A 13434-nucleotide genomic window follows, 5' to 3' on the forward strand; every position below is an offset into this window, starting at 1 on the left:
CCCGTAGTGATATAGGAAAAACCATGACAGATATGATTTCATTTTTGGCGGATCTTGAGCGCAAAGGTATTCGGTTAGCACTGAATGAAAAAGGTCAGCTGGTTTCTCAGTGCAGCAAACAAGCGATGACGCCAGAAATCGGCCAGCAGATCCGTACTCATAAAGAAGCGATTATTCGGTGCTTACGCGCCCGTCAAGCGTATGAGCAGCCTATTCCGGTGCAAGACGATAAAACAGGACCGCTTTCATTTTCGCAGAGTGGTTTGTGGTTTATCGAGCAATATGAGGACAACTCGCACTTATATAATATGCCAGTGCATTTTCGCCTCACCGGTAAACTTGATGTTAATGCACTAGAATACGCGTTTGCTGCTTTGGTGGATAAACATGCCAGCTTGCGAACTCGATTTGTGCGTAATCGCCATGGAAAAGGCGAACAACATATAGATAACCAGACCGCGCTTACTGTGACGCATCATGATTTGTCCCACCTAGACAAAAAGTCGCGTGAAGAAGCCTTACTGACAAGGATCGAGGAAGACATATACCAGTCGTTTGATCTAGAGAAAGGCGCTTTGACTCGGGTCGAATTGATTCGACTGGATGAGGAAGAGCATTTGTTGATGCTCACCCAACATCACATCATTTCAGATGGCTGGTCAGTAAAAAACATGTTTGCCGATTTTAAGCAGGCTTTTTTGGCATACCAGAATAACCAGTTAGCACCGTTGAAACCGACTGCTGTCAACTACATCGATTACGCGCACTGGCTCAACTCTCCAGCCTTTCGCGATTATCACCAAGAATTTCGCCCGTTTTGGGTAGAGCGATTGAAAGGTATTCCTGAGGTTCATGCCTTGCCACTGGATAAACCGCGGCCTGCAAATCACAACAATGATGGCGCACTGGTATTTTCGACCATTTCTTTAGCTAAGTGGCAGCAATTTCAGCGGCTATGCCAACAAAATAGTTGTTCGTATTTTATCGGCCTACATGCGGTTTTCTCGCTATTAATGGCGCGCCTAGGTGGAGAAAAGGATGTCGTCATTGGAACACCTTTGGCGTACCGAGAACGCGCGGATATTGAAGATGTCGTGGGATTCTTTGTCAATACCATTGTGTTGAGGACACAGCTTGATGAAGATGCAACCTTTATCGATTACTTGCAATATTGCCGTGAGCAGGATTTGTCAGCGTTTGACCATCAGCTGTTTCGCTTTGAATCACTGAGTGAGGCCATTGGGGCTGATCGAACCACGGCACACAACCCTATTTTCCAGATTATGCTGGTTTATCAGGCAAAGGTCGACTTTAACGATTTGATCCCAGGGTGCGATGCGGTGGAAGAGCCGTCGCCAGTATTACCGGCTAAAACTGACCTGTCACTAAAAGTGACCGAGTTGGTAGATGGTGTCCGTCTCGAGTGGCTATACAGCAAAGGGATATTCGAACATCAGACGATTACCCGCTTCGCAGATATGTTTCTGCAGCTGTTAGACGGTATTCTCGCTGCTCCCGAAACAACAGTAACGGCCTTCCCGCTTGTGGAACAGGCGCACCAAGCCCAAATGGCAAGCGCCTTGGCTCGCTTACCAGCCCACATAGAGATGCCCACGTTGACGCATGAGCAAATCAGTCGCCATGCGTCAACGTGCCCGACTCGACTCGCGGTCACTGGGGTGGACGGTCACTTAAGTTATCAAGCGTTGGAAGAGGCAGCAAATCGTTTAGCCCACTACTTATTGGCACAATCCGCCCACCGCCAAGCGTCGGATGCTGAGACTAAAATAGGTGTTGTCGCCAGTCGAACAACCCAGTATGCGGTGTCGGTACTCGCTGTTTGGAAAGCGGGTATGAGCTATGTGCCGCTCGACCCAGCGTATCCAACCGCGCGACTACAGCACTTAGTTGATGATGCGCAGCTGTCGTTGATGATTGCGCCAGATGCGGATTTTTCGCAATCTCATCCGGCACTGACTGGTTGTGAAGTCATTGATCTCTCCGAACCATCCACTACAGAGAAACTCTCACTGGCCGTACCGACGTCGCCCTCACGCGCGGTCACGGAAAAGGACTTGGCCTATGTGATTTACACCTCGGGTTCAACAGGCCTGCCGAAAGGGGTAGAAGTCGAGCATGGCGCGTTTACGAACCTGCTAACCGACCATACCGCGCGATTAGCGCTGAATCACGATAGTGTGATGCTCAACCCAATGTCTTTGGCGTTTGATGCTGGAAACATGACTGCCATTCTCCCCCTGTTTGCGGGGGCCCATCTGGTGTTTGGTACGCCAGATGACACCTTGCTTGACCAGGCGGACTCATGTCGTGCAACACATATGATCAGCGCAACGGCACTGTTTGCCGCCATGGTTCCTCGGCCACTGCGTACACTTCATACCGTCGCGTTTGGCGGTGAAGCTTGTCCGGCCACATTGGTGAGTAGTTGGCAGGGCAACCTCCGCCTGCTCAATATGTATGGCCCGACAGAGTTCACTGTAACGGCATTGGTCAAAGAGCTTGAGCCTGGTGAGCCAGTGACCATCGGTCAACCTATCGATAATACACAAGCGCTGATCATAGACGAGCGAGGACAGCTTTGCCCCGTGGGGGTGGCAGGAGAGCTTTGTCTTGCTGGTCTGGGGTTGGCTCGGGGCTATCTGAACCAACCAGATTTAACCGCAAGTGCCTTTGTAACCCTAACCGTCGCGGGACAGCGTGTACGTTGCTACCGAACGGGTGATAAGGCGCGATGGCTTAACAACGGCGACGTCGAATATCTGGGTCGGTTAGATCAACAGATCAAACTGCGTGGTTATCGAATAGAGTTGGCTGAAATTGAGAGTCAACTGGCCAAAGTCGCACCGCAACTTAATCAGGTCAGGGTCATTCTTGCCGGAGAGGGTGCGCAGTGCCAATTGGTTGCTTACGCGACACCACAACATGTGTCATGCCCCGAGCATTCGGTTGATCAAACGGGTGTGGATGTTGGTCAAATTCTGTCTGAGGCGACCCGAATCTTGCCTGAATATATGGTACCAGCAGAGCTTATTATGCTGGATGAACTGCCGCTGACGGTGAACGGTAAGTTGGACGTCAGTCGATTGCCAGCACGCCAACGGATAACACAAGCATATGCGCAGCCAGAAACAGAGATGGAAGCCGACGTACTTACTGTGTGGCGAGATGTGCTGAATACGGATCTGGGTGTGGAAGATGATTTCTTCCGTTTGGGAGGCGATTCAATTTTGAGTATACAGCTCAATACTCGTCTTCGTGATGCAGGCTTTCCTTGCACCGTAAAAGATGTTTTTGAAGCGAAAACAGTTCGTAAACTGTGCCGTACTCTTACCGCACGCGCGGTGACCGAGCAGGCCGTTGATGCCGAACAGGGGCAACTATCTGGCGAGTTTGATTTGCACCCTATTCAGCACTGGTTTGATGCTCAGCCTTTTACTCGGCCAGCGCATTGGAACCAAGCGGTAGTTTTGGCTATTCCCAACATCGATACGGGTCGTCTCAACGAGATGATGTCAATGCTATTGGCACATCATGACGCACTGCGCCTACGGGTGACTGAAGAGGGAAAGACGCGTCGCCAGCGCTACCAAGCCTCTGTCACTGTGCCCGAGCTGAAAGAGCTGGATGCGTCCACCATGACTCAAGAGTCACTTTATGATGCGCTCACCACATTGCAGTCGCAGTTTGATCTGGTTAACGGCCCCATCATGGCTTGGGCTCGGATCCGTCACTTACCTGCCCAAGGAGAGCAGGAGCCGCAAACTGGTCTGTTTTTGGCATTCCATCATTGGGTCATTGATGCCGTCTCTTGGCGGATCATCGCTGATGATCTGAGGCGCTTATCACAAGGGTTGCCGTTGGCGGATAAAACCTCCAGCTATCGACAATGGGGAGAGGCGCTTCGAGACTATGCGAACCGTCACTCGGCACAGTTTGATTTTTGGTATCGTCAGCTGGATAACATCAGAAACGGTGAAGGCAGCACCTTGCCAGCGGTTCTTAACCAAGACCCAGATGGTCGTGTCGTTCCTAGCCAGGCGATGTTACAACTCGATCAAGCCAACACAGCGCGTTTGGTTGGTCCTGCAAATACTGCCTTTAATACCGAGGTGCGTGACTTGCTGTTATCGGCTTTGAGTATCACGCTTAATGAACTGGGCTGGGGAGAGCAAGCCACCGTGATGTTAGAGGGGCATGGCCGGGAAGAGATTGACGCGCAATTGGATGTCAGTCGCACCGTGGGGTGGTTCACTAGCACCTATCCATGCCGAGTTGCGGTGAGACCAACCTTGGCAGAAACCATCAAGCACGTTAAAGAAGCACTGCGTGAGGTGCCTGATAATGGGGTGGGGTTCAACGCCTTACGTTGCTTCCACCCTCAAGGTGAGCAGCTAACTTTCTCACCGATTGTCTTGAACTACTTGGGCCGTCAGACACAAAAGCACGATCAACCGGCTGAGCAATGGCGTCCTTTACCTATTGTGCCTGGACAGACCGCCTCACCGCTTAATCCTGGCGAAGAACTGCTCAGTTTGCATGGGGGGATCGATGATGGCCAGTTAACACTACGGCAGGTTGGCGTTTTAGATCAGACGCTTAGCGAGCAATTCATGGCAGCATTTAAAGCCAACCTGGTCAAGATCGTCCATGATTGTGAGCAGCACGCGACAATATATGGGCGTAGGTTTACCCCCTCGGATTACCCGCTTGTGAGCCTTGCTCAAGGCGAGCTAGATAGACTGAGCGAGCGCTTTGATATTGAAGCGTTGCTGCCCGCATCATCACTACAGCAAAGCATGTTTGTTCACCAGCGTCGTTGCCCAGACGATGAGGCATACCTGTTGCAGACGCCGATTCGGTATCGTCAACCGGTGGATAGGGTGCGGTATCAGCAGGCTTGGCAGGCCGTTGTCTCGGCGTTTCCAGCCCTACGGACCGTGATGAGTGGCCCTTACGGCGCTGATAATCAGTTGGTACAAGTGGTTCAGCGTCAGATAGCTATGCCATTCGAATGGGTCGAACTGGCTGATGAGGAAGATCCTGCCACTCAGATTGCGTCCTATTGCCAGCAAGACCGTCAACGTGGTATCGCGCTTGATGGCGATGCTTTAATGCGTGTGCGTTGCTTCCGGCTTGCCGATGATGATATTCAAGTTATCTTCAGTTGCCACCATGCTGTCATTGATGGTTGGAGCGGTCCGCGTTTGTTTTCAGCGTTGCATCAGGCCTACGAGGCACTGAGTGAGCCCAATAATGGCCTGCCATCGGCATTGTTGCCGGCAGATGAGGCCTATATAGCGCATGCAGAGTACGCTGCGAGTGCTCGTCCTGATGCGGCGGCGTTCTGGGCGAATAAAGCATTGACGACGGCCAAAGCCGACGATTTAACCCCGCTATTCGGTCCGGACTTTGCCTCTTTACCCATGCAGCGACAACCAGAAGTGGTTAGAACAGCACTCAATGAGCAAGAGCAGGCGGCATTGCAGCATTTTGCTCGTGAGGTCGGGGTAACCCACAGTACCGTGGCGCAATTTGCGTGGCACCGTCTCGTCGCACGTGAATGCGGGCTGCCAAGCGACAAGACAACGACGATTGTTGGCAATGTTGTACCGGGTCGCGATGCGCCTGTGACGGGAATTGCTAACAGTGTTGGATTATATATCAACACGTTACCCTTGATCGTCGATTGGCAGAGTCACCTAACATTGGCTGATCAATTGCGTGCGCTGCAAGATGAAGCGATGGCACTGAATCAGCATGCGACACAGTCGCTGATCGAGTTACACGCTGGACGTCGTCGTTTGTTTGACAGTGTCTTTGTTTATGAGAATTACCCACGAGCAGAGGTGGATGATCACCAAGCGCACATGGTTCCCGGAGCTAACCTGTATCCTGAGTTTGGCGTTGCGTTTGAAAAAGTCGAGGTACCGCTCAGTTTGGTCGTCAATGAAGTAGGAGGTCAGCTGTCGCTGCGTTTCGAGTTTGATGGCGCGCAGGTCGAGCCATCCCGTGCTCGTGATGTGTTGGACCAATGGCGGGCGTCACTATTAGAAGTGTTTACCGCCGATCCGCAATACACCTTGGAACTTGACCCCGCAGAAGCTTTGCCTGAGGTATCGGTCGATATAGCGTCTCAGACAAAGCGCGATCAGCAGCCCAAAGAAGGTGTGAAGTCTGATTGTGCACAAGGCAGTCAGTATTCATCGGAAGTGGCGCGTTTGGTCAGCGAGGTGTGGCAACAAAGTACTCACCTTTGTGTCACCCCTGAGAGCCCGCATTGGTATCAGCCTTTATGCGTGTTAGGGATAAGCTCACTGGCGGCGATTGGGTTGGTGCAACGGCTCAATTATGCGCTGAACATGCACGATGTATCAGCGATGGGTGTCGCACAGCCGATAACGTTAGCGTTTTTGTATCAGCATGCGACACCAGATGCAATTTGCCGAGCACTCAGTGTGGGTCGCGCACAACCGCCAAAGAGTGAGCAACCTGTGATGGAGGCGACCGATGCAGGTGAATAATCAATTCAGTGAAGAGGCAACCTGTTTAGCACCGATGTTAGAGGCCGCCCTCATGGAGGCGGCTACCTCAGGCCTCATTGCCATTGACTTTGGCGACCAATCGATCCGCTATGATCAACTATTGGTGGCGGTCAGTCAGGTGCAGCAGCGGTTAAACCAGGCTGGATTGCAGCCTGGTGATCGCGTTGGCATACATTTAATGCGCTCGCCAACCCTGATAGCGACCTTATTTGCGTGTGTGTTTTCAGGTGTGGCCTTTGTACCGCTCGACCCGCTGTTTCCTGCTGGGCGATTAAGAGAGATCGCCGATGAGGCGAAGTTAAGCGCGGTGATAGAGGCAAACAGCGATGGGGCAGCGCCAATTGCGTTTGACTGTCCTGTTATCACCTTGAGTCTTGTTGAGGAGTGTGTAGCAAACGAAAGTGGCCTGACGCCATTGTATTTACCTTTACTGAGTCCGCAAACCACCGCCTATATTATGTTTACCTCTGGTTCAACCGGTAAGCCGAAAGGAGTGGTGATCAGCCACCAGGCAATGGCGACTTTTTTGTCTGCCGCTGTGACGCGACTCAACCTTGATGACAAGTGCCACTGGCTACTGATCACGACCATTGCGTTTGATATCTCGATATTGGAGATTTTTGCGCCTTTGTTGGTTGGTGGTCGCCTATGCCTCGCGAATAGTGAGGAGCACAAAGATCCCCATCTTGTCGCGGCGATGTTAACACGTCATCCATCGTTAAATACGCTTCAAGCAACACCGACGTTTTGGCGAATGATGATCAATACTGGTTGGAGCGGAAAGACTGGCCTAAGAGCATTGATAGGAGGGGAAGCATTAGATGCTGGATTGGCGGAACAGCTAATGGCGCGTTCGAGGATACTTTGGAACTGCTACGGTCCGACAGAAGCCACCGTGTGGTCAATGATGTCAGAAGTAAAAACCGCGCACCAGATCACCATCGGGTCTAGCCTAGTGGGATATGCCCATTGCGTGCTGGATGACGAGGGGCAGCCTGTCGATTTAGGGCATGAAGGGGAGCTATGTATCTCAGGTAATGCACTCAGCGATGGTTACTGGCAAAGGGATGACCTGACGGCGCGTCAGTTTATTATGCGCAATGATGGTCGGCGTTATTACCGTACCGGCGATATCGTTCGGCGGCTGGCGGATGACTGTTATCAATATATTGGCCGTCAGGATAGTCAGATTAAACTGCGTGGCTACCGGATTGAATTAGGAGAAATCGAAGCGCGCCTCCGCGAGTTAGATACGGTGCTTGATGCAGCGGTGAAACTAGAGGGAGAAGGTGAGAATCGTATTCTCGTTGGTTATATAGAGCAAGGAGAATGCGGCAGCGCCTACACGCCGGAGATGACGCGTCTGCAATTGCGAAAAGCACTGTCCCCTCATTTACCCGGTTATATGATCCCCACTCGTTTTGTCTGGCTGGCGAGCTTGCCGAAAACAGCAAGTGGAAAGGTTGACCGCAAACAATTAACGGCGAGCTAACTCGGCTCACGACGGAAAAAACCGCCGAAAGGCGGTTTTTCAAACGGTAACACGACGTTTATTCGCTCAGTGGCTCAGCGTTGGACTTATTGACCAATTCAGCAATATCATCCATGACTTTAAGTGCAGCGAGTGGACCACCGACTGAAGTCCACAACGAACCATCAACCGGTGCAAAGCGACCTGCTTCAATGGCGCTAAGTTGGCGGAATGCTGGGGTGCTTTCTGCTTGTTTCATCGCGTCAACCGCGTCACCAGACGCGCTGAGTGTGCCAATTACCATCCAATCACCATCTAATACATCAAGCGCTTCCAAGCTCAGTGACATGGAATGGGTATGGCCTGGATCCTGCTGGTCGCTCGGGCGCTTCATGCCAACATCGGCGATCACCTGACTGGCAAAAGAATCCCGGAACATGTACGCCGGCCCTTTCGGATTCCAGCGCACGACACTGATGGTTTGCCCCAGTTTGTCGCCAATCGCCTGTTTTGTTTTTTTCACATGGGCGTGGTAGCGCGTCATAAAGGCTTCGGCTTCGGTTTGACGGTTTAGAATAGTCGCAGTGCGCTTAAATACCTTTTTCCAATTTTCACCGTAGTCAAATGTGACCACTGTTGGTGCAATTTCGCTTAGCAGCGCAATCACTTCAGGTCGATTGGGCGCGGTTAAGATTAAATCTGGCGCGAGCTCTAGAATGCTTTCTAAGTTTGGCCGAGATAGCCCACCCACGACCTGGATTTCATCGTCAATGACAGGTTTTAAATATCGAGGTAAAGACGACTGGCCGCGGCCATTGACCGTACCAACTGGGGTGAGGCCTAACGCGAGGGTGGTATCTAAGTCGATTTCGCTTAGCGTAATGATGCGTTTAGGCTGTGCAGGGATCGCAACGCGCTCTCCATACGCATTCTCGACTGTACGGGTTTCGGCGGCACTGGCTTGGTTCACCATGCAGAACAGAGCGAGGGCCGTAAAAAGGCTTCTCAGCAAAATAATGCTCCTTATTATATGTCCAATGAAATGAATAAATTCTGGTGAATCTTACCTAATAAGGCGACTGATAACTATTTTTATTTAATTCTGTTATCAGAAAACGGGTGTTGATATCATGCCCGACATCGTTGTGATACAAGGAGTTGCAAGCGTGTCGAAATCTCACCTCGCCTGGTTAGGGGGCGGTGTTCTCAGTGTTTGTCTTTTTTCGATGATATCAATGTCGGTTGGAGCAGGGGAGTATGGTGCAGCAGACGCTTTTGCGTACTATTTGTCTGCAATCATCCCATCCTCTTCAATGCATCCGTCAGAACATATGACAATGGTGATGGACACCCTACGCTTGCCACGCACACTGTGCGCATTGTTGGTCGGTGTTAGCTTATCATTGGCGGCGTCATTACTCCAAAGCGCGACCCGTAACCCACTGGCAGAGCCAGGCTTGCTGGGTGTGAATGCCGGCGCAGTGCTAGGGTTGGTCACCGGCTTGACTTATTTTGGCGTCGAATCTGCATTGGGATATCTCGTCTGGTCTGGATTAGGCGCGTTGGCGGGCAATGTGTTGGTCTTACTTGTTAGCCAAGTGGTGGGGAAGTCCAGTCCACTCAAGCTGATTTTGGTCGGGGTCGCGATGAATGCCACCTTTGGAGGGGTATCCAATTACCTTTTACTGTCAAACCAAGTGGTCTTAGATCAGTTTCGGTTTTGGAACCTCGGCTCGCTGGCGGCTGCGGACATGACGGCGATGATGCTGATCTCTCCCTTTATGCTCGCTGCCATCGCGTTGACATTCTTACTGGCGCGTCAGCTCACCATGATGCAGCTTGGCGAGCAGCAGGCACAATCGCTTGGCATTAATACCTATTGGGTGCGAGTGGGGGTGTTACTGGCGTCTACTCTGTTTACCGCTTGCGCTATTTCTGTGGCTGGGCCGATCAGCTTTGTTGGTTTTCTAGCCGCTTATTGTGCCCGCATGGTCGAGCCCGTTCGCTTGTCTCTCCAGGTTATCTTCTCGGCGCTATTCGGTATTTGTTTTATCTTGATTGCCGATATCTTGGCGCGTTGGATCATTCAGCCTTATGAAATGCCAAGTGGCGTGTTGTTGGCAATGATAGGCGCGCCGGTGTTGATTGGTGTGGTTCGACGTGGCGGGTTTCGCGCATTGCTGGCCGTTAAGTAGGAGCAAGTAGTATGGAAAAAATGGTTACTCAGGCTCGGCAAATAGCGGACGATTCATCAAGCAATCAAACGCCGCGCCACATACCAAACGGAAAATGGCTATGGCAGTTTGGTCATTACACAATGCTTATCGAACGCCGAGCGTTGTGCATAAGCATACTAATGATGCTGATCCTTGTAGCGATGAGTTTGCTGGCTGTAAGTATTGGCTCGGCCAAGCTGACGCCCTGGCTGGCGTTTAAATCCTTATTCGGCGAGTCGAGTCGCATGGCAGAAATCATGGTGTTTAACATTCGCCTGCCGCGTGTGGTTGCGGTGTTAGTTGCTGGCGCGGCGATGGGTTTGTCGGGGTGTATGATCCAAACCTTAGTGCGCAACCGGCTTGCAACCCCTGATATGGTCGGTGTCAATGAGGGGGCGACATTAGCCATCACGTTTTTTACCCTTTATATCACATTGGGAGCTTGGCCATGGTGGGCGGCTCCCTTGGGGGCAATGTTTGCTGCATTCATGTTGTATACATTGTGCCGACACCCTGGAGAGCAAGGATACCTGTTTGTGGTGATTGGTATTGGTGTATCTGAGCTCATGCGGGCTGTGGGTGAGTTTCTGATGTCGACGGAGTCCATTGTGCATGTCAGCAGTGTATATTTTTGGACCATGGGAAACTTTGTGGGTCAGGGGTACAGTGTTAGCGTGCCGGTGGCGTGCCTATTACTATTATTGACCCCGGCCGTGATTTACTTTTCCCGACAGTTGGATGTGCTGCGGCTGGGTCTTCCTACTGCCCAGAGCCTGGGGGTAAACATCAGCCGTGTGCAGATAGCCATTCTACTGTTAGCGATTGTGACTGCCGCGTTGGGAACCGCAATTGGTGGTCCCGTGGTGTTTATCGCCATGGCAGCGCCTATTATTGCGACTTACCTACTTAAGGGGCGTGTCGTCCCACTTTGGACAGCAGCAATACTTGGCGCGCTGCTACTTTTGGTGAGCGATACATTGGTCAGGGTCTTAGCCGATCCCCACGAAGTCGCGACAGGGATCATGACCCGTATTCTAGGTGGCATCATGCTATTTGTGTTTTTACTGCGAGATAAAGGGCAGGCAGATTAATGACAGCATTATCGATGACAGGTGTCGGGTTTTCTTATGAGAAAAAAACGATCCTCAAAGATGTTTCATTCAACTTGAGTAAAGGCAAGTTGGTGGGAATTGTTGGCCCGAATGGGGGTGGCAAATCTACCTTGCTCAAGATGATGGCTAAGCACCTCGTGCCGCAGCAAGGCGTGATTACTCTGAACGGACAACCCTTGTCGGATTATTCGATGAAAGCGCTGGCCAAAGCGCTGGCATTTCTACCCCAGCAGCCGATCAGTCCGGCTGGGATCACGGTTGAACAGCTCGTGCAGTACGGGCGACATCCTCACCAAGGTTGGTTCAATCAATGGAGTGATGAAGACGCGACTCAAGTCAGCAACGCCATCGGTAAAATGAAATTGAATGGTTTGCTCACGCAACCCATGACAAGTTTATCGGGGGGGCAACGTCAACGGGCTTGGCTAGCAATGATTTTGGCGCAAAACACAGAGGTTATTCTGCTTGATGAGCCGACCAGCGCATTAGATATTGGCCATCAAATCGAAGTGATGGAGAGCATTCACCAAATGGTGGCGATGGGTAAAACCGTGGTGCTAGTTATCCATGACCTTGCGGCGGCGGCGCGTTACTGTGATGAACTGATCGCCATAGGTGATCAAGGTATTGTGGCGACAGGGCCAGTGACGGATGTGATCACTGAGCCGATGATCAACAAGCTCTACAATACCCAGGTGGATATTCTCAATGCGCCTTTCGATGATGCCCCGGTCATCGTCCCACGGCGTCAAGCCGCGTATAGCACTGATTAATTTATGTTTTCACGAGTAGATTGGCGAACAATGAAAGCCAGCTGTTGAAGCTGGCAGTGGTCAATCAAACGCGCGTTTGCGGTCGTACGGCTACGCCTCTAGCATGCGTTGGCGACTAAAGGATCCGAGTGTCTTTGACGGCGAACATTAACGGCAGTGGCGAGCATGTCTAGCATGGTCTCAGTATCTTCCCAGCCGAGACAAGCATCTGTGATTGATTGCCCAAAGGTCATTTCTTTCGATATCTCTTGCCGACCTTCAACCAGGAAACTTTCTGCCATAATAGCGTTAATGCCATGATTCCCGTTGCTAATCTGACGACATAGCTCTTCGGCGACAAGCGGCTGGCGTTGGAATTGCTTCAGACTGTTGCCGTGACTACAGTCGATCATTAAGCCTGTATTTATTCCTTTGTCTTGCAGTTGTAGCAAGGCATTGCTGATATCTGCTTCGCTGTAATTGGGGGCTTTACCACCTCGTAAAATTAAATGACAGTCGGGGTTACCGGTGCTGTTCACCGCATAAAGCTGTCCATCTTGACCTGTCGCGGTGTAACGATGGGAGTGGTTGCTGGCAATAATGGCATCCATCGCCACACCAATATTTCCGTCAGTGCCATTTTTAAACCCGATTGGACAAGGGAGTCCAGAGCTTTGCTGACGATGGGGTTGAGATTCCGTCGTTCTTGCGCCAATGGCGCCCCAGCTCACTAAATCAGCGAGGTAAGTAAAGCTGGTGGTATCGAGAAACTCCGTCGCAGTTGGTAGCCCCAGCGCATTGATATCAACCAGCAACGCTCTAGCTTGTTGAAGCCCCTTACCGATTTGATCGCTGCCATCCAAATCGGGATCAAACAGTAATCCTTTCCAACCAACAGAGGTCCGTGGCTTTTCAAAGTAGGTTCGCATCACTACAACCAATTGATCCTGGTAGCGCTCGGCATAACGAGCCAGTAGCTTGGCGTACTCTAGCGCTGCCGCTGGATCATGAATTGAGCAAGGGCCGATAACGACCAACAAACGATCATCGCGACCATGTAAAACCTCTCTTATTGTACGTCGAGAGTGATCAATGTGTTCGCTTAGTGTGTCTGGGCAGGGGATGTCGGTTGCAAGTGCAGCCGGTTTAGGCAGTGCCTGCCACGAATGGGCGCGGATCACTGAAGGGTCAATAGCCATTATTTGTTCCTTGTTTGTCATCATAAGATGACACCACTCTTGTGCTTCAAAGCGCCATTACAGACTAATGGGTAAATAATCTATATTGTTATAATTATCATCAAGATATGCTCACCGCGTT

Annotated in this window: 7 protein-coding genes; 5 read left to right on the forward strand and 2 right to left on the reverse strand. The window is 51.3% G+C overall.

Annotated features, from left to right (window positions below; translation table 11 throughout):
• Positions 1–23 precede the first annotated feature (23 nt).
• Both BZG23_RS07695 and BZG23_RS07700 read left to right on the forward strand, forming a co-directional pair.
• The gene (locus tag BZG23_RS07695; protein ID WP_077606571.1) at positions 24–6542 is read left to right on the forward strand and encodes a non-ribosomal peptide synthetase; all 6519 of its coding nucleotides are present in this window, start codon (positions 24–26) and stop codon (positions 6540–6542) included.
• The gene (locus BZG23_RS07700) at positions 6529–8055 is read left to right on the forward strand and encodes an amino acid adenylation domain-containing protein (RefSeq protein WP_108743718.1); all 1527 of its coding nucleotides are present in this window, start codon (positions 6529–6531) and stop codon (positions 8053–8055) included. Before BZG23_RS07695 ends, BZG23_RS07700 begins: the two co-directional genes overlap by 14 nt.
• Positions 8056–8113: 58 nt before the next feature.
• Here BZG23_RS07700 and BZG23_RS07705 read toward each other — a convergent pair whose 3' ends face one another.
• The gene (locus tag BZG23_RS07705) at positions 8114–9046 is read right to left on the reverse strand and encodes an ABC transporter substrate-binding protein (protein ID WP_241837192.1); all 933 of its coding nucleotides are present in this window, start codon (positions 9044–9046) and stop codon (positions 8114–8116) included.
• A gap of 154 nt (positions 9047–9200) precedes the next feature.
• Between BZG23_RS07705 and BZG23_RS07710 the strand changes: the two genes are divergently transcribed.
• The 3 genes from BZG23_RS07710 (at position 9201) to BZG23_RS07720 (ending at position 12135) form a co-directional block, all read left to right on the forward strand.
• A complete protein-coding gene (locus BZG23_RS07710; protein ID WP_274532369.1) occupies positions 9201–10229 on the forward strand; it encodes a FecCD family ABC transporter permease in 1029 nt (342 codons plus the stop codon).
• 161 nt (positions 10230–10390) lie between these two features.
• On the forward strand, positions 10391–11341 hold the full coding sequence (locus BZG23_RS07715; RefSeq protein ID WP_274532370.1) for a FecCD family ABC transporter permease: 951 nt from the start codon (positions 10391–10393) through the stop codon (positions 11339–11341).
• Positions 11341–12135 carry an ABC transporter ATP-binding protein gene (locus BZG23_RS07720; RefSeq protein WP_077579094.1) on the forward strand — a complete coding sequence of 265 codons (795 nt, stop codon included), beginning with the start codon at positions 11341–11343 and terminating at the stop codon, positions 12133–12135. The genes BZG23_RS07715 and BZG23_RS07720 overlap by 1 nt, the downstream gene beginning before the upstream one ends.
• Positions 12136–12233: 98 nt before the next feature.
• Here the strand turns inward: BZG23_RS07720 and BZG23_RS07725 are convergent, their stop codons facing one another.
• Entirely contained in the window at positions 12234–13313 is a 1080-nt protein-coding gene (locus BZG23_RS07725; protein ID WP_077606572.1) for a 3-deoxy-7-phosphoheptulonate synthase, read from the reverse strand.
• Positions 13314–13434 lie beyond the last annotated feature (121 nt).

It is taken from the genome of Salinivibrio sp. ML290 (assembly GCF_001995695.1).
Classification (GTDB): domain Bacteria; phylum Pseudomonadota; class Gammaproteobacteria; order Enterobacterales; family Vibrionaceae; genus Salinivibrio; species Salinivibrio siamensis.

What these genes read in the sequence shown, in the direction of transcription:
- BZG23_RS07695 (WP_077606571.1), top strand. Translation starts at nt 24, where the DNA reads ATGACAGATATGATTTCATTTTTGGCGGATCTTGAGCGCAAAGGTATT.
- BZG23_RS07720 (WP_077579094.1), top strand. Translation starts at nt 11,341, where the DNA reads ATGACAGCATTATCGATGACAGGTGTCGGGTTTTCTTATGAGAAAAAA.
- BZG23_RS07700 (WP_108743718.1), top strand. Translation starts at nt 6,529, where the DNA reads ATGCAGGTGAATAATCAATTCAGTGAAGAGGCAACCTGTTTAGCACCG.
- BZG23_RS07725 (WP_077606572.1), bottom strand. Translation starts at nt 13,313, where the DNA reads ATGGCTATTGACCCTTCAGTGATCCGCGCCCATTCGTGGCAGGCACTG.
- BZG23_RS07715 (WP_274532370.1), top strand. Translation starts at nt 10,391, where the DNA reads ATGATGCTGATCCTTGTAGCGATGAGTTTGCTGGCTGTAAGTATTGGC.